Here is an 18,277-nt window from a genome sequence, read left to right as displayed (position 1 = left end):
AGCGCCTTTATTCATCCGTATGATCGCCGGGTGGTTCATCTTGCTTCGGATCGCCACAACGTTGGTACATTCGGTCGGTTATTGACTTTTTCAATGCGTTACCGAATGGCAACTCATAATGGGAAATGACATCGACGCCCATACACCATTTAACGTCGTGAGGCGACAGGGCATAATTGGTTTCGAGAAAGCCAAGCGCGTAATTCATGCCTTCGTCGCATTGCTCTGTCTGACAGAAATTACCGTCTCTGGCGAGCTGACGAATCGAACCTTCTCCGATCTTCACGACAATTGGTTCGACGGCAAATGGGGCCGCGCCTATCACAGCGATGACGACAAGTCCGATCAAGGTAAATTTTATAGAGCGCCGCATGAATCGCCATTTGTAACTGGTTTCCGCAAGTTCATAACGCATGAGCGGCAATATGATGGCAAGTCGCAATCCATGGGAAATCAGCGGAAATTAAGGGGTTTCAGCTCAATACCCTTTGGAAAAGCCTTCACCGTTTGTGGCGGTAAGTGAAATTGATTATTCCGGTTTTCGGCCAAATTGTAGCTAGATGTATTTTAGTTCGCATCGGTTTAATGTTGACTTTTACGTAAATGGGGGAGCACAACTTAGCCTCTGAACACAATTCGGTTTAGAGGCTGGTCCGCTTGATATAAGGCAGGAATGTTGTGGTGCGCGAATATTATACGATCACAGAGTTGACGCGCGAGTTCGGTATTTCAACCCGTACTTTGCGCTTCTACGAAGATGAAGGCCTGATCGCTCCTGTGAGACGTGGCCGCACACGACTGTTCCGTCCCGCCGACCGTCATCTTCTCAAGCAGATTCTGCGTGGCAAGCGGCTTGGTTTTTCGATCGCCGAAATCCACGAAATCATCCAGATGTATCGTGAGCCGCCCGGCGAGACGGGGCAGCTGAAGCTGCTCATGAAGCGCGTTGAGGAAAAACGCGCCGATCTTCGCCAGAAGCGACGCGACATTGAGGAGACGCTGGGCGAACTCGACCAGATCGAGGAATCCTGCATCGAACGTCTTGCCGAACTGGGCGTCAATACCTGATCTGTTTTACTGAGTATCGGGCACCGGTGAGCACATTTGTGCGATATCCTGGACCGTGCTGTTGTTCTCCTGATCAATCTTGCCGCTAAAGACATCATCAAACAGTTTTGCCTTGTCCAACTCTGTTACGACACAGCCACAGAACTGCTGGCATAGCTGTTCGCTTCCGTTTTGCAGGCATGCAGCCACACAGGATTGCGTGAAAGCTTCTCGCGGTGTTGGCTGTGCCGGAGGCATCAGTTGTGAGAAGACATAAACTAGCGCGATCAGAACTGGCTGATGAATGAGATAAAAAGCCAGACTATGCCTGCCGATAAATGTCAGCGGCTTTTCAAGAAACTGGGGTTTGATCCCGCCAGCCAAGAGCTGAAGCCATCCAAAACGCTGAAACATGCGCGCCGCCGCCATGCCGATAAGGACAGCTCCGAACCAAGGAAACAGCGGCACATAATCGTTCGAACGCGGCGCTACGGTCGAAAGGCCGACCCAGCTGAGCGCGGGATTGTTGAAAATATCGGCGCTTGCGTAAAGTGGGGCGCTGATGACCAACGCTGCAATGATCAATGTTGCAATGGCGGGCAGCCGCAGGAAAATAAGACCGAGCACACTTGCCAGAGCGATCTGGTGAAGGATGCCGAAGAAGATGAAACTGTCCGGCGACATATACCATGTGACTGCTGAAATCGCGGCCGCAGCGATTACGATTTGTGTCAGCCGTTTCGCCATTGATTTCCAGCGAATCCCGTTGCCATGCGCCAGAACGAGGCTGAAGCCGACCAGAAACAGGAAGCTTGAAGCAATACAGCGGGCGAAAAGCTTCCAGCCCCCATGGGCAGTTGTGGCAGGCGCCATATAGCCGAAAAACTCAAGATCCCAGCCAAAATGGTAGATCGCCATGGCAATCAGCGCGATCCCACGCGCAATATCGATGCGCCCGAGACGAATACGGGACGAAGGTGCAATATCCTGGGGCGTGATGTTAGACATGGTTCCTTCCGGCCGGATAGCGCTATCCGGCGTTTTTCGATTCCCGGCAAATCTCTAACACAGGCTTTTGCAACACTATAGTATGCGGTCGCACACGGATTCGTGCTGGCATGGGCACGGACAGAGGGCTGGATATTGGAGAGCTTGATTGTTTTTTAGTCTGTCGAAGATTTTCTGGCTGTTTTTCCAACCTGTTACGATAATTCTCGTTCTTGTCCTGATTGCTTTTCTGGCCATATGGCGAGGTTCCCGACGGCTCAGTATGAGTGTGCTGGGGTTGTCTATCGCCATTCTGTTTTTTGCGGCTTTCACGACACTGGGTTCTGTTCTGCTTGCCCCGCTGGAGGATCGTTTCGCGAAGCCGGATGCAATGCCACGACATGTGGATGGGATCGTTGTTCTTGGCGGCTATATGAATGGCGACGTTAATGCCGGGCGCAAAGGTTTCGAGTTGAATAGCGCGGCCGACCGCATTTTCGAAGCGATGCGGCTGGCGAGATTATATCCAGACGCCAGGGTTATTGTTTCCGGAGGTGATGGAGCCTTTTTCGAAGAATCCGTCAAAGAGGCAGATAGCACGCGGCAGATGCTGGTAGATTTCGGCTTTTCCGGCGAACGTTACATCTATGAAAACAAGTCTCGGAACACGGTTGAGAATGCAATTTTCTCGAAAGAACTGGCCCAGCCCAAGCCCGGCGAAACGTGGCTTCTGGTGACTTCCGCATATCATATGCCGCGATCCGTTGGCTGCTTTCGCAAGGCGGATTTCGATATTGTCGCCTGGCCGGTAGACTACAAGACGCGCGCCAGCGAGCGTTTTGCCCTTTATCTCGAATCCCCGAATGAAGCGCTTTCGCGGTTCAGCGTGGCCATGCGTGAGTGGGTAGGACTTGCCGCTTACTGGTTGGCGGGCAAGACAGATATGCTTCTACCTCAAACCTGATGCCGCATTTCTGCCGTCACTTTAAAGCTTTTGTTAAGGTTATCTATTGGTAACTGATTGATAAAGAAAGCTTTCATGAAGCGTATGTTCAATCCTGAAAATTCATCGCCACAATTCAGTCGCTTTTCGCCGTTGCGTTCCGTTGTTCACGAAGCTATATGATTGGTAACAGCGTTGTGAAGGACGCTGTGTAAAAGAGTTGCACAACAAGGTTGCCAAAATCTCCATGGACGAAACCGTTCAAAAATCCTGCTGGGGCGTTACGCTCTGGGCAGTCGTTGGTCTCGCTGCTGTCATCCTCATGGCCTATCTGTTCTCCGTCTAGAGCATGTCTCCCGAAAGTGGGAACCGGTTTCGGGATAAAGACATGCGTGAAAACAAACGGATAGAGCATTTCCAATGAATCAAACAAAACAGGAAATGCTCTAGAAGTCAGGCGGCGTTACGTATTCCGGAAATTTGATGCCGCATTTCAGCATTCCGTTTGCGTTGATCCTTTCCTACACTATCTGATAGAGATACGCGGTTTCTGCGTTAGCGACTTTTTGCCGATTTTTGTCTAGAATGGACGATCAGGCAAATCGCGGGCGACGCTGCGATCAGGAATCAATCAGCCTTTATGACGGCTGCAGAAGGTGTGGAATGTTTCTGTCGGTTTTCGATCTTTACAAGATTGGCATTGGGCCTTCCAGTTCGCATACGATGGGCCCGATGACGGCTGCGCGCATGTTTCTCAATGAAATTATAGGCGGAAACTGGCCACGGCCTGCGCATTCGAAAATCCACCGGTTGAAAGCGAGCCTGCACGGCTCTCTTGCATATACCGGCGTCGGGCATGCGACGGATCGAGCCGTTATTCTGGGGCTCTGCGGTCATCTGCCGGATACGATTGATCCCGACATTATGGACGTTGAAGTTGAGAAGGTTTTTACCGAGAAGAAGGTGAAACCCGAAGGACATCCGGCCTATCATTTCGATCCGAAGGTCGATCTCGTACTGGATCGGAAGACTCCTTTGCCGGGGCACGCCAACGGCATGGCTTTCTCTGCATTCGATGCCGATGACAATCTTCTCTTGCGTCGGGCATACTTTTCCATCGGTGGCGGCTTTGTGGTGACCGAAGAAGAGCTGAGCCGCGTTCAGCGCAGCGGTGCAAAGCAGGACGACAAGGCTGATGTGCCGTTTCCGTTCCGTAGTGCTGCTGAGATGCTTGAGATGGCCCACGACAGCGGGCTGTCGATCGCCGAAATGAAGCGGGCCAATGAAGAAAAGCATATGGCACGCGGTGATCTGGATAATGGTCTCGATCGTATTTGGGGGGCCATGCGTGGCTGTATCGAGCGTGGACTGAGCCGGGACGGTGTCATGCCGGGCGGCCTGAATGTCCGTCGTCGTGCGCGACAGCTTCATGATAAGCTTCAGGATGACTGGCGCAATAATCGCAGTAACCCGCTTCTGGCAAATGACTGGCTTTCGGTTTACGCGATGGCAGTCAATGAAGAAAACGCGTCCGGTGGCCGGGTAGTCACCGCACCAACAAATGGCGCTGCAGGCGTTGTACCGGCGGTTCTGCGCTATTATCTGCATTTTCATGATGATGCCGATGAGAAAGGCATTCGCGATTTTCTCCTGACGTCTGCCGCAATTGGTGGTGTCATCAAGCACAACGCATCGATTTCTGGCGCGGAAGTTGGTTGTCAGGGCGAAGTAGGATCAGCATCGGCAATGGCGGCAGCGGGTCTTGCCGCTGTGCTTGGCGGATCGCCTGAGCAAATTGAAAATGCTGCTGAAATTGCGCTCGAACACCATCTTGGCATGACCTGCGACCCGGTTGCCGGACTTGTGCAGGTGCCGTGCATTGAACGTAACGCGCTTGGTGCGGTGAAGGCGGTGACCGCAGCGTCACTTGCTGTCAAGGGCGACGGCAAGCATTTTGTACCTCTCGACGCTTGTATCGAGACAATGCGCCAGACCGGTCACGATATGAGCGAGCGTTACAAGGAAACCAGTCAGGGTGGTCTCGCCGTCAACGTGGTCGCCTGTTGATTCGCAATTCTGGGCGGAATGCGATGCTTCAGGCTTGAAGCGCGCATTCGTCTTGGCTAAATCACCCCTATGGCTCTCAATCTCGTCAAACTTTGTGTCGGCTGCGACAGTATCGAAGATCTCGCGGCTTGGATCGATTTCCGTCTCGCTGAACAGCGTGCGGCCGGTTTGGTGCCGGAACAGTTTCACACAACGAGAATGGTTCCGAAACGGATCGATGAGCTGCTGGAAGGTGGCTCGCTCTACTGGGTTATCAAGGGCAACGTCCAATGCCGTCAGCGCCTGCTGGATGTTCGTCCATTTACGGATGAGCAGGGTATCAATCGCTGTCACCTTGTTCTCGAACCCAAGGTCATTCCGACCGAGTGGCAGCCACGCCGTGCTTTTCAGGGTTGGCGCTATCTGGCTGAAAATGAAGTCCCGCGTGATGAAGCCGCGGGTAAAGCGGGCAGGGCTGCCTTGCCTGCTGAATTGCGCCAGGAGCTGGCGGCTCTGGGATTGCTTTGAAGATTGACACACTCATGTAAAAGGGCCTGCCGGGTAACCGGCAGGCCCTTTTTCATTTCATCTGGTGTTCATTCAGTTTTCTATCGTCAGGCGCACAGAAACTCGGTCGAAATTCACCGGCAGGGTCATCCGCATGGACGCCCGTGGCTGAACTAGTCGCTTGTTGCGGGCTGCATGGCAGATGAGCAGCCCGACCAGATCTTTGGTCTGAAAGCCGGTGCCTCGCCTTACATCGGCAATTCGCAGGGCAGCCTGCTTGAGGCCTTGCACCGAGAACAATGCACCGAAGGCTGAAGTCTTGCCTTCATCCTGTGTCCAGTCGGCAGTCTTGAACGGCGGCTGGCCGAAAGTTTCTCTCATATTTGACATCTCGAAACCCTCTACGCACTACAAATTCGGGTTTGAAGCTGGCAACGAGGGGGCAGAACCTCTCGCAATCGATTAGTTCGCGACTGCATAGCAGCCGAAGTTTTTCTTCTTCAGCGAGGCGCAGGCATCCCAAGCAGCCTGCTTGGAGGAGAAGCCAACAAAGCGCGCGCGGTAGAAAGTTGCGCTACCCTTGTTGAAGGTCTCGGTATAGGGCGACGCCGCACGCAGTGTGCCACCTGCTGTGGCAGAAGCCTTGGCAAGCATGTCCCGCGCCTGACCTTCGCTCGGGAGGGAGCCGATCTGGATTGCCCAGCCACCGGCAGCAGGAGCTGAGGCGGTTGTGACCGGATCGACTTCCTGAGCCTGTGCAGACGGGACGGCGGCCTTCGGTGTGGGGCGAATCGCAGCCTGCGCGGCCAGCGCAGCAGGACGCGCGGTCGGTGCTGCAAGTGCCAGAACCTGAGGCTGGTCGCTATCGCCTTCACCGCTTTCGTTGTTGATGATGTCATCCACGGCTGCAACCTGACGAGTTACCGGAACAGGGGCATTCTTGGCCTTGGGAAGATCGATCGAAGCAACGACCTGCGGTGCATCGTTGCGCATGGCGACGAGCGGTGCAGCGTTACGGCTACGCGTTGCCATAGGAAGATACTTGCGGATGAGCTGAGTCATATGGGCGTCGCGGCTGGCACCGGTATTGCCGCCCATGACCACCGCTACGAGCCTGCGGCCATCCAGACTGACTGAAGAGGCCAGATTGTAACCGGATGCATTGGTGTAGCCGGTCTTGATGCCGTCCACGCCCTCAACGCGACCGAGCAAACGGTTGTGACCGTTGATGGTCTGTCCGCGGAAAACGAAGCTGCGGCGGGAGAAATAGGAGAATTCGTTCGGGAAATGCTGGCGAAGCGCGATGCTGAGGATCGCCATGTCGCGTGCAGTCGTATGCTGCGCCATGTTCGGCAGGCCCGATGCGTTACGGAACGTCGTGTTACGCATGCCAAGACGGCGAGCCTTTGCTGTCATCATCTGCGCAAAGCGCTCTTCGGAGCCGCCGATATACTCGCCGACGGCAGTTGCCACGTCATTGGCCGACTTTGTGATCATGGCCAGCGCTGCATCTTCAGCACGAATGCTTTGCCCCGAACGGAAGCCGATTTTTGTGGGCGGACGTGCGGCGGCATAGGCGGACACCGGGATACGCGTGTCCTTGTTCATACGCCCTGCCTGCATTGCCTCGAAAAGCATATACAGAGTCATCATTTTGGTGAGGGAAGCTGGATAGCGCTGCGCATCCGCATTCGAGGCAAACAGCGTTTTGCCCGTGTTCGCATCGATCACGATCGCTGCATATCTATCGCTAGCCGCTATCGCCGGTATCGTTGTCGAAGCTGTCGAACACCCCGTTACAACTGCAAGAAGAAGGGTGGCTTGCGCCGCTCTTTTCAAGGCATATGCGACTTTACTAAATGCGGTACGCACGATGATGACCTACCTGTATCCCGGATTTTTTGAACTGCGACACAAAAGGCACACAGCGTCTAATTCGGTGATCCTACTGCCATCAGCGTTACCAATCCGTTTATGGTAACCGTGTTGTTCATAAATTTCGGAAAAATTTTGAGGAAGCCGTAACGCTGACAGTCCGTTCAGGCCCGGTGCGTTGCGAACGTTCACGCAGATGTGTCAATGAAATGCGGTGTTCGTATCAGGGGAAGGCAGTGGTGTCACAACACAAAAAAACCCGCTTGCGCGAGTTTAGTTTTGCTGCTGCCTTGTTTGGGTGGAAGGGGAGAGGCAGCCTCTAGAAATGAGCGGGTTTTAAAAAGTATGTTCTGTTAGTAGCCCTAATGCATTTATTAATGTTTTGATTATGTGAGAAAATTAGTACTTTTTTCGTATTCGTGAAACCGCAATTTGTGTTCCGCTTTTTATAGGGTCGAGTTTATTAGGTCCAATTATTAGTACCTATATTATTTGGCAGCGAAGTGCTCCGGCTATTTTACATAGAGCTGTTTTGTCATGACCTATCGTTCGGACGACATCATATAACTGTGTCAAGCCTCGTTATTGCAATAAGTCCCGGTTGCAAGTGCCAATGAAGGGCTTAAAATCACCACATGACGACCTACATAATAGGGCAAGTTGGGTCAGGCAGATGGGCATCCGGGTAATAGGTTTCATGAGGCATCTCGATATAGTCATGCAAAGCAAGACTGACGGCGGAAATGGTCCGGAAAACGGCACCGTTGTAGTTACGCGTACACAGCCGAAAACCAAGAAGCCCAGCCTCTATCGTGTCCTGCTCCTCAATGACGACTACACACCCATGGAGTTCGTCGTTCATGTCCTGCAGCGGTTTTTCCAGAAGAACCAGGATGATGCCACGCGCATCATGCTGCATGTTCACAATCACGGCGTCGGCGAGTGCGGCGTATTTACATACGAAGTCGCCGAAACCAAAGTTAGCCAGGTCATGGATTTCGCCCGCCAAAACCAGCATCCGCTGCAATGCGTGATGGAGAAAAAGTGAGGTCATATGCCATCGTTCTCCCCAAGCCTTGAAAGGGCCCTGCATCAAGCCCTCACAATTGCAAACGAGCGGCATCACGAATATGCGACGCTCGAACATCTTTTGCTTGCCTTGATCGACGATCAGGATGCGGGCGCAGTGATGCGTGCCTGCAGCGTCGACCTTGAGCATCTCAAACGTATCGTTACCGACTATATTGATCGCGAACTTGATAATCTCGTCACGGGTTATGACGAGGATTCCAAGCCAACTGCCGCTTTCCAGCGCGTCATTCAGCGCGCGGTCATTCATGTGCAATCCTCGAACCGTGAGGAAGTAACCGGTGCCAACGTGCTGGTTGCCATTTTTGCGGAACGGGAAAGTCATGCTGCCTATTTCCTCCAGGAGCAGCAGATGACACGTTATGATGCCGTGAACTATATTTCGCATGGCATCTCCAAGCGCCCGCAGAACAGCGAAACTCGCCCGCCGCGCGGTGCAGAGAGCGCAAGTGAAGAACGCACCAGCACAGAACAGGAAGAAAGCGCCAAGAAGAAGCAGGACGCCCTGTCTGCCTATTGCGTCAATCTGAATGAGAAAGCCAAGGCCGGGCGTATCGATCCGCTGATCGGTCGTGACAGCGAAATCAGCCGCACCATTCAGGTACTCTGCCGTCGTTCGAAGAACAACCCGCTTTATGTGGGTGATCCCGGCGTCGGCAAGACCGCGATTGCCGAAGGTCTTGCCAAGCGGATCGTTGAAGGACAGGTGCCTGAAGCGCTTGCCGATGCGACGATATTCTCGCTCGACATGGGTACGCTTCTGGCTGGCACCCGCTATCGCGGTGACTTCGAAGAGCGTCTGAAGCAGGTCGTCAAGGAGCTCGAAGAGTATCCGGGTGCGGTTCTGTTCATCGACGAGATTCATACAGTCATCGGGGCTGGCGCCACTTCGGGCGGCGCGATGGATGCATCGAACCTGTTGAAACCGGCGCTTTCATCGGGTGCTATCCGCTGCATCGGATCGACGACCTATAAGGAATATCGTCAGTTCTTCGAGAAAGACCGTGCTTTGGTGCGTCGCTTCCAGAAGATAGATGTCAATGAGCCTTCGATCCCGGATGCGATTGAAATCATGAAGGGGCTGAAGCCCTATTTCGAGGATTTCCATAAGGTCAAGTACACGGTCGATGCCATCAAGACGGCAGTGGAACTTTCTGCGCGTTATATTTCGGATCGCAAATTGCCAGACAAGGCAATTGATGTGATTGACGAAACAGGTGCCAGCCAGATGCTATTGCCTGAGAACAAGCGCAAGAAGACCATCGGCGTGAAGGAAATCGAAGCGACAATCGCAACGATGGCCCGTATTCCGCCGAAGTCGGTATCGAAGGATGATGAACAGGTTCTCTCGCATCTGGATGCTGAACTGAAGCGTGTCGTTTACGGTCAGGATCTGGCCATCGAAGCGCTGTCAGCGTCGATCAAGCTCGCCCGTGCGGGATTGCGCGAACCGGACAAGCCAATCGGCTCGTACCTGTTCTCCGGCCCGACCGGCGTCGGCAAGACGGAAGTCGCCAAACAGCTGGCAAGTTCGTTGGGCGTGGAACTCCTGCGTTTCGATATGTCGGAATATATGGAGCGTCACACCGTATCGCGGCTCATCGGTGCGCCTCCCGGCTATGTTGGCTTCGATCAGGGCGGACTCCTGACCGATGGCGTCGATCAGCATCCGCATTGCGTGCTGCTGCTTGATGAGATCGAGAAGGCACACCCCGATCTGTTCAACATCTTGTTGCAGGTAATGGATCATGGCTCGCTGACCGATCACAACGGCAAGAAGATCGACTTCCGCAATGTGATCCTGATCATGACCACCAATGCCGGTGCGTCGGATATGGCGAAGGCAGCAATCGGCTTCGGTTCCACGCGTCGCGAAGGCGATGACATGGAAGCGATCAACCGCTTGTTCACGCCTGAGTTCCGTAACCGACTGGATGCGATCATTCCGTTCGGTCCGTTGCCGGTTCCCGTCATTCATCAGGTTGTGCAGAAGTTTGTGCTTCAGCTTGAAGCACAGCTTGCTGAGCGCGGCGTGACCTTCGAACTGACCGAAGGTGCAATCGCTTGGCTTGCTGACAAGGGTTACGACGAGCGCATGGGTGCACGTCCGCTTGCCCGGGTTATCCAGGAACACATCAAGAAGCCATTGGCTGATGAGGTGCTCTTCGGAAAACTCAAGCATGGTGGCACGGTCCGTGTGGACGTCGTGACGAAACCGGACGGCAAGACCGATCTTTCGCTGGAAAGCGTGGCTGATAAGCCGGTAAGTCCGAAGAAGGATATTCCGGCTGAGAAGAAGCAGCTGCAACGCAAGAAGGCTGCGCCGAAGAAGGCAGAGAAGGAGAAGGTGCTGGCGGGCAAGGCCGAACCGGCGCCGAAATCTTCCTCGAAGTCCTCGGCGGCCAAATCTTCGGTGCCGAAAGTGCCACGTAAGAAGTAACAAGCAAGCGAAACGGCCCTCTCTGAGGGCCGTTTTGTTGTGAGCATGAGGCTGGTGTGAAGGAAAACTGAGTTTTTCCGATCTGAGCGGTAAAAACCGGGTGCAACTTGCTCGGACCTTGCTCTAACGTGACTCCATGCCACCGATTCATTCCGATTATCCTGAGCAAAATTCAGAAGACCATCGTCACCTGCGATGGTTCTTGCGCGGCTGCACACGCATTGGCAGTATTCCAGCTCTATTGTTGATGAGTTCGTTTATCGGTTTTGCGGGACTGGCAATTGAAAGCGGCATCACCGTTGTTCAAGCCGTCTTTATGACTCTGACCATCTGGGCGCTTCCGGCAAAGGTCGTTCTGATCGGAGCGATCAGTGCAGGTGTGGCTTTGCCTGCCGCGGCTCTCGCAGTGGGACTTTCGTCCGTGCGTTTGATGCCAATGGTGGTCGCGCTGCTTCCCGAGTTGCAGGGACCGAAAACGCGAAAACTGACGCTCGCTGCTCTGTGTCATTTCGTTGCCGTCACCGCCTGGGTCATGGCCATGGAGGAGCTGCGCAAGATCCCGCGTGATATGCGGACGAGCTATTTTGCGGGGATCGGTATGGTTCTGGTGGGAACCAATGCAATTGTCGTTGCTATCGTCTATTCGTTATCGACGTCTTTTCCGCCAATTGTTTTCGCGGCACTTTTCATGCTGACGCCGATGTATTTTCTGACGTCGCTCTGGCGTTCAGCCAGAGAAAGGGCAGGGCAGGTCGCAATGATTTCCGGGATCGTTCTGTTCCCCATATTTCATCATCTGGCTCCTGGATATGACCTGCTGATCACGGGGGTTCTCGGTGGGCTGATAGCATTTGGTTTTCACCGGATGCGCCGCGTATCGGTGGGGGCAACTGAATGAACTGGGACAGCTTTTCGACCTGGTGGTGGCCGTTTCTATTTATCCTCCTGGCTGGAGCGCTTCCAACCTATCTGTTTCGGCTGATGGGGGTGCTGGTTGGTGGGCGCGTGCGGGAGGATTCAGAAGTTCTCGTTTTCGTGCGCTGCGTCGCAACTGCGCTGGTTGCAGGCGTTATCGCGCAGCTTATTCTCTATCCTAATGGAGAACTGGCCAATTCGCCGCTCTGGCTCCGCGCTGGTTCCGCTGCGGCAGGATTTGCCGCCTTTCTCACTACCGGTAAGCGATTGCTCGTCGGCGTGCTCGTTGCGGAAATCCTGCTGGTAATCGGCCTGCTTACACTTTGAAAGTGTGAGTCTTATCAGAGCGCTGCACGAATCTTTTCAGCGTTTGCGGAAAGAACCGCTGCGTCTTCCATCTGTCCGGTATGGGGCTTGAGCGCCACGCCTTCAAAGCGCGGGATCACATGAAAGTGCAGATGATAGACGGTCTGGCCGGATGCCGGTTCGTTGAACTGCATGACGGTTACGCCATCGGCATTGAATGCCTTCTTCACTGCCTGCGCGATTTTCTGCACCACTTCAACAACATTCGCGAGGGTTTCCGGCTTGGCATCGAGCAGATTGCGGGAAGCAGTCTTTGGCACAACCAGCGTGTGGCCCGTGCCTTGCGGCATCACATCCATGAAAGCAACGACGTCATCGGTTTCGTAAACACGGGTGGACGGGATTTCGCCGCGCAGAATTTTGGCGAAGATATTGTTGTCGTCATAGGTGGCGGACATGCGATTCTCTCCAATGCGAAAATGTTTGACAGGATCAGACCGTATCAAGTCGCGTTAGGCAAGGTGGATAGAGCGAGCGCATCCCGAAAGGTGTGAAGCGGCTTTCGGATGAGATGCGCGTCAAAACAAACAATCAGGACGCATCCCTGAATGGCGAGTGTTCTTCCAGGGCGTCCTGAATTTGTTCGACTTCGCGACGTTCATGATCGAGATAGTCGCGTACGGCATTCCGAAAGCCTTCATGGACAATATAATGCGCTGAATGGGTTGTTACCGGCACATAACCGCGGGCGATTTTGTGCTCGCCCTGTGCTCCGGCTTCCACGACGCTGAGCTTTCGATCAATCGCAAAATCGATCGCCTGATGATAGCAAACCTCGAAATGCAGGTATGGGTGATCTTCGATGCAGCCCCAATGACGGCCGAAAAGTGTATCACCACCGATGAAGTTGATCGCGCCGGCAATGTAATGTCCGTTGCGTTTGGCCATGACGAGCAGAATGTCTTCCGCCATGGTTTCGCCGATCCGCGAAAAGAACTGCCTGTTCAGATAGGGCCGTCCCCATTTGCGGCTACCGGTATCCGTATAAAACGCGAAGAAGTCGTCCCAGACGGATTCCGTGAGGTCGCTGCCGGTCAACCAGTCGATTTCGATACCATCCGACAAGGCTTCACGTCGTTCTTTCTTTAACGCCTTGCGTTTCCGAGATACCAGCTCATTCAGAAAATCATCGTAGCTTTTAAAGCCATTGTTTTTAAAGTGAAACTGCTGATCCTTGCGATGAAGAAACCCTGCGCGCTCAAGCGCGATGATCTCACCTGGTAGTGCAAATGTGACATGCGCTGATGAGACGCCGGATTGATCAGCCAGTTCCCGCAGTCCGCCAGCCAGCGCCAGTCGAACGGTTTCGCTTTCATAGGCGATGTGATTGAGGAGGCGCGGACCGGTAGCCGGTGTAAACGGCACTGCGGCCTGAAATTTTGGATAGTATCGACCACCGGCGCGCTCGAAAGCATCAGCCCATCCATGGTCGAAGACATATTCTCCCTGACTATGCCCCTTGAGATAGTTCGGCACGGCTCCGATGAGGTGGCCCTGATCATCTTCAAGGCGCAAATGGCGCGGAAGCCAGCCCGCTTTTCGTGAAACCGAGCCTGATTCTTCCAGAGCCAGCAGGAAGTTGCGAGTAATGAAGGGATTGTAATGCGCGTCCTGCCGGGAAGCCCCGACAAGACTGTTCCATTCGCCTGCCGTGAATTCGCTGATATTCTCAACGACACGGAGAACAAAGCTTTGCTCATTCTGCGGATCTTCGTCGTTCACCGCTATTCCTTTGCCGTTATCGCACATATTTTGCGGCGTTCGGCGTGTTGTCGTCAAGCCACGAGGGCGCGTGGATCAAAGCCCTCGAACGTGATCTGGTCGACATTGAGATCGCTATGTTTCTGCATTTCCCGATCCCTCACTGTCCAGCTGATCACAGGCATTTGCAATTTCTCCCGAACGAAGGTGACGAACGGGTTGGGCAGGTGATGCACATTATAGGAGACGAAGGAGATGCCATGCGCCAGCATGGAGAAATGTCTTTCATAGTCTTCCCTGCGTGTACCTTCGGCTGTCAGACCGCCAGGAATTCCCGGTGCATCTGCCGCAAAACGGCGGATCAGGTGGTGATCGAAAGACATGATCGCGGCTTCGCCCTTATAGGACGCCAGTTCTTTGGCAACGGCGGCAACGAGACCGTCATCTTTACCTTCGATACCCTTCAACTCGATAACGAGGGGAACGCGACCATCGACCAGATCAAGCATTTGACGAAGCGTCGGCACATGATCGGCGGTGCCGCCAATCTTCAGTGCGGTGGCTTCCTTCAGTGTCAGATCGCTGATGTAGCCTTCGCGACCGGCAAGGCGCTTCAGTTCATCGTCATGAAAGACCACAACGCCGCCGTCAATTGTGAGATGCACATCGCATTCGATAGCGAAACCCGCCTTTGCTGCTGCCTCGAACGCTGAAAGAGTGTTTTCCCAGCGCTCTTTGTTGAGATCGTGCAATCCGCGATGAGCAACAGGACGCTTCTTGATCCAGTCGATGGAAGTCATGTCAGGCAACCTCGATGATCGCTTCTATTTCAACAGGTGCATTGAGGGGTAGGCTCGCAACACCAACAGCCGAGCGGGCATGTTTGCCAGCGTCGCCGAGAACCGCCACGAGGAGATCGGAGGCGCCATTGGCCACAAGGTGCTGTTCCACGAAATCAGGTGTGGAAGCCACGAAGGCGGTAATCTTCACAATCCGCTTGATGCGGCCAAGGTCACCAAGAGCAGCCTTTGCCTGGGCAAGGATGTTGACAGCACAGGCGCGTGCAGCCGCTTGTCCGTGCGCAACCGTCAGCTCATCACCAATCTGCCCCGTGTGCACAAGCTTGCCGCCTTCCAGCGGAAGCTGGCCAGATGTGAGAAGCAGAGAACCGCTTTGCGCAAAAGGAACGTAGTTTGCGGCGGGTGCTGCGGCCTCCGGGATAGATATACCCAGATTTTTGAGGCGGCTGTCGATCGTGTCGGTCATTGTATTAATCCTTGCTTGCAAAGGTACTTCGCGATCTACCTATAGGCAGAATCGGTGAAGCTTTTGGGAAGGGTGCGTTTTTTGCCTCGCTTCCGCCACGAGTTTTTTTATCATGCTCGTCAACTCATCGGGAGATTCATGTATGCGTTTTTTCAAGAGTGCGGTTGCGGCGAGTGGAACGGCTGCTTGTGTATGGGCTGGATTCGCTGGCGTCGCTCATGCGGCCTCGACGGTAACGTTGGTTCCACATCGCGCAGTCTATGATCTGACCCTGGATCGTGCCGATGAAAAATCGGGGATCAGTGGTTTGACCGGTCGTATGGTCTACGAGTTCAACGGATCTGCGTGTGAAGGCTACACCACCAATTTCCGTTTCGTGACGCGGATCGATATGGAAGAACAGCCGCAGCGTGTGACCGACCAGCAGACGACGACTTTCGAAGGTGCAGACGGAAAGAACTTCCGTTTCGTCAACAAGACCTTCGTGGACAAGGAACTGGTCAAGGAAGTGCGTGGTGACGCGAAACTCGAGGGCGGCAAGACAGTCGTTGAACTGAACAAGCCGAAGGAAAACAAGCTTGACCTCAAGGGAACGCAATTTCCGACCGGACATATGGAAGAGCTGATCGGCAAGGCGGAAGCCGGGCAGAAATTTTACCAGACGTCGCTTTTCGACGCGTCCGAAGATGCCGACCGGGTGGTTGCTACCACCGTTGTCGTCGGCAAGGAGCAGTCTCTGCCGGATGATGAGACCAAGGTCATGGGTAAATTTTCCAAGGATCAGGTCTGGCCGGTGACGATTGCTTATTTCGATGACAAGGAAAAGCAGGACGGCCTGCCGATCTACCGCATTAATTTCAAGCTCTATCGCAATGGCATCACCCGCGACCTCACTATGGACTATGGAGATTTCTCCATGCGCGGGAAGCTTGTGAAGCTTGATGTCTATGACGCGGCAAAACAGACCGCGACCTGCAAATAAGCACCCCGATTGGCGTGTTTGTTCGCCTGTTCGATGCTATATTGTGTAGACGACTTGCAATTTACGGCGTGATCAGTTAACAGCGCGCCTATTCCACACACGGGATTGGGCTTTTGTCGGGAGAAATCCGGCAAAAACCTCCGGTGGCGAGAAATCGCCTCAGCCCGTGGAGGTTAAACCGGAAAAGGAAAATAAAGATGGCATTGCCTGATTTCAGCATGCGCCAGCTTCTGGAAGCTGGTGTTCACTTCGGCCACCAGACCCATCGCTGGAACCCGAAAATGGCACCATACATCTATGGTGACCGTAACAACATCCACATTCTCGATCTGTCCCAGACCGTTCCTCTGCTGCACAATGCGCTGAAGATCGTTTCGGACACGGTTGCTCGCGGCGGTCGCGTTCTGTTCGTCGGCACGAAGCGTCAGGCTTCGGACATCATTGCCGATGCTGCCAACCGTTCGGCACAGTATTATGTCAATGCACGCTGGCTCGGCGGCATGATGACCAACTGGAAGACGATCTCCAACTCGATCCAGCGTCTGCGCAAGCTCGACGAACTTCTGGCTGGCGAAGCTCAGGGCTTCACCAAGAAGGAACGCCTGAACCTTGAGCGTGAGCGTGAAAAGCTTGACCGCGCCCTCGGTGGCATCAAGGACATGGGTTCGGTTCCGGACCTGATGTTCATCATCGACACCAACAAGGAAGCGATTGCTATTCAGGAAGCCAAGCGTCTTGGTATCCCGGTTGTCGCAGTGATCGACTCGAACTGCGATCCAGACCAGATCGACTACCCGATTCCGGGTAACGACGACGCTGCACGCGCTATCGCTCTCTATTGCGATCTGATTGCTCGCGCTGCTCTCGACGGCATTGCTCGTCAGCAGGGCGCAATGGGCATCGACGTCGGCGCGCAGGCTGAAGCTCCGGTTGAGCCAGCCCTCGAAGCTCCGGCTGAAGGCGCTTAATCAGCGTATGATTTCATCCATCCGTCATATCTGCGATAGGGCGGGTGGATAATCTCGTTTCATCCCGGTGCGGGATTGTGATTCCTGAAGTGCAATGCTCAGGGTGATCGCGATCCAGAAACCAAGCGCCGGTTAAAAGTTGGCACACCCATCCGGTGTGCCTTCGCTTTCATGAAAGGCGATATCATGAGCATTTCCGCATCTCTCGTCAAAGAACTCCGCGACCTCACCGGCGCCGGCATGATGGACTGCAAGACAGCACTTGCTGAAACCAATGGCGATATCGAAGCTGCCGTTGACTGGCTGCGTGCCAAGGGCATTGCAAAGGCTGACAAGAAGGCTGGCCGTACGGCTGCCGAAGGTCTGGTTGGCGTTGCAGCTTCCGGCAACAAGGCTGTTGTCGTTGAAGTCAATTCCGAGACCGACTTCGTTGCCCGCAACGATGCTTTCCAGGATCTGGTCCGCAAGATCGCCCAGGCTGCTCTGTCGACCGACGGTTCGACCGAAGCTGTGGCCAACGCCAACGTTGACGGCAAGACCGTTACCGAAACGGCAAAGGACGCTGTTGCCACCATCGGTGAAAACATTGGCTTCCGCCGTTCGGCTGCGCTGACCGTCCCGCAGGGCGTTGTCGCGACCTACATTCACAACGGCGTTGCTGATGGCCTCGGCAAGCTCGGCGTTCTCGTAGCAATCGAAACCGCTGGCGATGCAGAAGCTGCAAACGCATTTGGTCGTCAGGTTGCCATGCACGTTGCTGCAATCAACCCGCTGGCTCTCACCGCCGAGGACGTTGACCCGGCTGCTGCCGAGCGCGAAAAGGCGATTTTCATCGAGCAGGCCCGTGAATCCGGCAAGCCGGACAACATCATCGAAAAGATGATCGAAGGCCGTATGCGCAAGTTCTACGAAGAAGTTGTTCTTCTTTCGCAGGCTTTCGTCATCAATCCTGACTTGACGGTTGCAGCTGCCCTCAAGGAAGCTGAAAAGACCATCGGTGCACCGGCCAAGATCACCGGCTTTGTCCGTGTTGCTCTCGGCGAAGGCATCGAGAAGGAAGAAACCGACTTTGCTGCTGAAGTAGCTGCTGCTGCCAAGGGCTAAGTGGCTCCGTTTTTTCAGCGCATTTTGATCCGAAAACCGGT

General features: G+C 54.2%; 19 protein-coding genes. 11 read left to right on the top strand and 8 right to left on the bottom strand.

The window, feature by feature from the left end; genetic code table 11:
• Nucleotides 1-7: 7 nt before the first annotated feature.
• The gene (locus CES86_RS04630) at nt 8-373 is read right to left on the bottom strand and encodes a hypothetical protein (RefSeq protein ID WP_029924641.1); all 366 of its coding nucleotides are present in this window, start codon (nt 371-373) and stop codon (nt 8-10) included.
• 308 nt (nt 374-681) lie between these two features.
• On the opposite strand from CES86_RS04630, the gene CES86_RS04625 reads away from it, so the two are divergent.
• Nucleotides 682-1,068 carry a MerR family transcriptional regulator gene (locus tag CES86_RS04625; protein ID WP_010659960.1) on the top strand — a complete coding sequence of 129 codons (387 nt, stop codon included), beginning with the start codon at nt 682-684 and terminating at the stop codon, nt 1,066-1,068.
• 6 nt (nt 1,069-1,074) lie between these two features.
• On the opposite strand, the gene CES86_RS04620 is transcribed toward CES86_RS04625, so the two are convergent.
• Nucleotides 1,075-2,055: a heparan-alpha-glucosaminide N-acetyltransferase gene (locus CES86_RS04620; RefSeq protein WP_036577842.1), complete on the bottom strand. Its 981-nt coding sequence runs from the start codon at nt 2,053-2,055 to the stop codon at nt 1,075-1,077.
• Between the two features lie 148 nt (nt 2,056-2,203).
• Between CES86_RS04620 and CES86_RS04615 the strand changes: the two genes are divergently transcribed.
• The 3 genes from CES86_RS04615 (at nt 2,204) to CES86_RS04605 (ending at nt 5,551) form a co-directional block, all read left to right on the top strand.
• Nucleotides 2,204-2,998, top strand: a complete 795-nt coding sequence (locus CES86_RS04615; RefSeq protein ID WP_094513785.1) for a YdcF family protein — start codon at nt 2,204-2,206, stop codon at nt 2,996-2,998.
• Between the two features lie 642 nt (nt 2,999-3,640).
• Nucleotides 3,641-5,044 (top strand): L-serine ammonia-lyase, encoded by a 1,404-nt coding sequence (locus CES86_RS04610; RefSeq protein ID WP_071630135.1) that lies wholly within the window; start codon nt 3,641-3,643, stop codon nt 5,042-5,044.
• 69 nt (nt 5,045-5,113) lie between these two features.
• On the top strand, nt 5,114-5,551 hold the full coding sequence (locus tag CES86_RS04605) for a DUF1489 family protein (RefSeq protein WP_010659965.1): 438 nt from the start codon (nt 5,114-5,116) through the stop codon (nt 5,549-5,551).
• Between the two features lie 72 nt (nt 5,552-5,623).
• Here the strand turns inward: CES86_RS04605 and CES86_RS04600 are convergent, their stop codons facing one another.
• Nucleotides 5,624-5,920 carry a hypothetical protein gene (locus CES86_RS04600; RefSeq protein ID WP_094513783.1) on the bottom strand — a complete coding sequence of 99 codons (297 nt, stop codon included), beginning with the start codon at nt 5,918-5,920 and terminating at the stop codon, nt 5,624-5,626.
• Nucleotides 5,921-5,992: 72 nt separating this feature from the next.
• Nucleotides 5,993-7,402 (bottom strand): D-alanyl-D-alanine carboxypeptidase family protein, encoded by a 1,410-nt coding sequence (locus CES86_RS04595; RefSeq protein ID WP_012091945.1) that lies wholly within the window; start codon nt 7,400-7,402, stop codon nt 5,993-5,995.
• Between the two features lie 721 nt (nt 7,403-8,123).
• Between CES86_RS04595 and clpS the strand changes: the two genes are divergently transcribed.
• The 4 genes from clpS to CES86_RS04575 all read left to right on the top strand — a co-directional run bounded on the left by clpS (nt 8,124) and on the right by CES86_RS04575 (nt 12,176).
• Nucleotides 8,124-8,453 (top strand): ATP-dependent Clp protease adapter ClpS, encoded by a 330-nt coding sequence (gene clpS / locus CES86_RS04590; RefSeq protein WP_061346484.1) that lies wholly within the window; start codon nt 8,124-8,126, stop codon nt 8,451-8,453.
• A 6-nt stretch (nt 8,454-8,459) separates the two neighbouring features.
• Nucleotides 8,460-10,934, top strand: a complete 2,475-nt coding sequence (gene clpA / locus CES86_RS04585; RefSeq protein ID WP_043062048.1) for an ATP-dependent Clp protease ATP-binding subunit ClpA — start codon at nt 8,460-8,462, stop codon at nt 10,932-10,934.
• 247 nt (nt 10,935-11,181) lie between these two features.
• On the top strand, nt 11,182-11,832 hold the full coding sequence (locus tag CES86_RS04580) for an AzlC family ABC transporter permease (RefSeq protein WP_235817397.1): 651 nt from the start codon (nt 11,182-11,184) through the stop codon (nt 11,830-11,832).
• Complete coding sequence (locus tag CES86_RS04575) at nt 11,829-12,176, top strand: AzlD domain-containing protein (protein ID WP_029924658.1); 348 nt, start codon at nt 11,829-11,831, stop codon at nt 12,174-12,176. The genes CES86_RS04580 and CES86_RS04575 overlap by 4 nt, the downstream gene beginning before the upstream one ends.
• 14 nt (nt 12,177-12,190) lie before the next feature.
• On the opposite strand, the gene CES86_RS04570 is transcribed toward CES86_RS04575, so the two are convergent.
• The 4 genes from CES86_RS04570 to CES86_RS04555 all read right to left on the bottom strand — a co-directional run bounded on the left by CES86_RS04570 (nt 12,191) and on the right by CES86_RS04555 (nt 15,182).
• Nucleotides 12,191-12,613 carry an HIT family protein gene (locus tag CES86_RS04570; protein ID WP_094513782.1) on the bottom strand — a complete coding sequence of 141 codons (423 nt, stop codon included), beginning with the start codon at nt 12,611-12,613 and terminating at the stop codon, nt 12,191-12,193.
• A gap of 133 nt (nt 12,614-12,746) precedes the next feature.
• A complete protein-coding gene (locus CES86_RS04565; protein ID WP_029924663.1) occupies nt 12,747-13,937 on the bottom strand; it encodes a GNAT family N-acetyltransferase in 1,191 nt (396 codons plus the stop codon).
• 53 nt (nt 13,938-13,990) lie between these two features.
• Nucleotides 13,991-14,716 (bottom strand): glycerophosphodiester phosphodiesterase, encoded by a 726-nt coding sequence (locus CES86_RS04560; RefSeq protein ID WP_010659974.1) that lies wholly within the window; start codon nt 14,714-14,716, stop codon nt 13,991-13,993.
• Between the two features lies 1 nt (nt 14,717).
• Nucleotides 14,718-15,182: a RidA family protein gene (locus CES86_RS04555; protein ID WP_006471616.1), complete on the bottom strand. Its 465-nt coding sequence runs from the start codon at nt 15,180-15,182 to the stop codon at nt 14,718-14,720.
• 142 nt (nt 15,183-15,324) lie between these two features.
• Here CES86_RS04555 and eipB point away from each other — a divergent pair, with 142 nt between their 5' ends.
• The 3 genes from eipB to tsf all read left to right on the top strand — a co-directional run bounded on the left by eipB (nt 15,325) and on the right by tsf (nt 18,236).
• Entirely contained in the window at nt 15,325-16,164 is an 840-nt protein-coding gene (gene eipB / locus CES86_RS04550; protein WP_010659975.1) for a cell envelope integrity protein EipB, read from the top strand.
• A 197-nt stretch (nt 16,165-16,361) separates the two neighbouring features.
• A complete protein-coding gene (rpsB, locus tag CES86_RS04545; RefSeq protein ID WP_010659976.1) occupies nt 16,362-17,132 on the top strand; it encodes a 30S ribosomal protein S2 in 771 nt (256 codons plus the stop codon).
• Nucleotides 17,133-17,318: 186 nt separating this feature from the next.
• Complete coding sequence (gene tsf, locus CES86_RS04540) at nt 17,319-18,236, top strand: translation elongation factor Ts (protein WP_036578226.1); 918 nt, start codon at nt 17,319-17,321, stop codon at nt 18,234-18,236.
• Nucleotides 18,237-18,277: the final 41 nt, after the last annotated feature.

Origin of the sequence: Brucella lupini (assembly GCF_002252535.1) — a bacterium.
Lineage (GTDB): Bacteria > Pseudomonadota > Alphaproteobacteria > Rhizobiales > Rhizobiaceae > Brucella > Brucella anthropi.
Note: the sequence above shows the minus strand (reverse complement) of the source record. Positions and strands in the feature narration are given on the sequence as shown.

What these genes read in the sequence shown, in the direction of transcription:
- CES86_RS04630 (WP_029924641.1), bottom strand. Translation starts at nt 373, where the DNA reads ATGCGGCGCTCTATAAAATTTACCTTGATCGGACTTGTCGTCATCGCT.
- CES86_RS04620 (WP_036577842.1), bottom strand. Translation starts at nt 2,055, where the DNA reads ATGTCTAACATCACGCCCCAGGATATTGCACCTTCGTCCCGTATTCGT.
- CES86_RS04610 (WP_071630135.1), top strand. Translation starts at nt 3,641, where the DNA reads ATGTTTCTGTCGGTTTTCGATCTTTACAAGATTGGCATTGGGCCTTCC.
- CES86_RS04605 (WP_010659965.1), top strand. Translation starts at nt 5,114, where the DNA reads ATGGCTCTCAATCTCGTCAAACTTTGTGTCGGCTGCGACAGTATCGAA.
- CES86_RS04600 (WP_094513783.1), bottom strand. Translation starts at nt 5,920, where the DNA reads ATGTCAAATATGAGAGAAACTTTCGGCCAGCCGCCGTTCAAGACTGCC.
- clpS (WP_061346484.1), top strand. Translation starts at nt 8,124, where the DNA reads ATGCAAAGCAAGACTGACGGCGGAAATGGTCCGGAAAACGGCACCGTT.
- clpA (WP_043062048.1), top strand. Translation starts at nt 8,460, where the DNA reads ATGCCATCGTTCTCCCCAAGCCTTGAAAGGGCCCTGCATCAAGCCCTC.
- CES86_RS04580 (WP_235817397.1), top strand. Translation starts at nt 11,182, where the DNA reads ATGAGTTCGTTTATCGGTTTTGCGGGACTGGCAATTGAAAGCGGCATC.
- CES86_RS04575 (WP_029924658.1), top strand. Translation starts at nt 11,829, where the DNA reads ATGAACTGGGACAGCTTTTCGACCTGGTGGTGGCCGTTTCTATTTATC.
- CES86_RS04570 (WP_094513782.1), bottom strand. Translation starts at nt 12,613, where the DNA reads ATGTCCGCCACCTATGACGACAACAATATCTTCGCCAAAATTCTGCGC.
- CES86_RS04560 (WP_010659974.1), bottom strand. Translation starts at nt 14,716, where the DNA reads ATGACTTCCATCGACTGGATCAAGAAGCGTCCTGTTGCTCATCGCGGA.
- CES86_RS04555 (WP_006471616.1), bottom strand. Translation starts at nt 15,182, where the DNA reads ATGACCGACACGATCGACAGCCGCCTCAAAAATCTGGGTATATCTATC.
- eipB (WP_010659975.1), top strand. Translation starts at nt 15,325, where the DNA reads ATGCGTTTTTTCAAGAGTGCGGTTGCGGCGAGTGGAACGGCTGCTTGT.
- rpsB (WP_010659976.1), top strand. Translation starts at nt 16,362, where the DNA reads ATGGCATTGCCTGATTTCAGCATGCGCCAGCTTCTGGAAGCTGGTGTT.
- tsf (WP_036578226.1), top strand. Translation starts at nt 17,319, where the DNA reads ATGAGCATTTCCGCATCTCTCGTCAAAGAACTCCGCGACCTCACCGGC.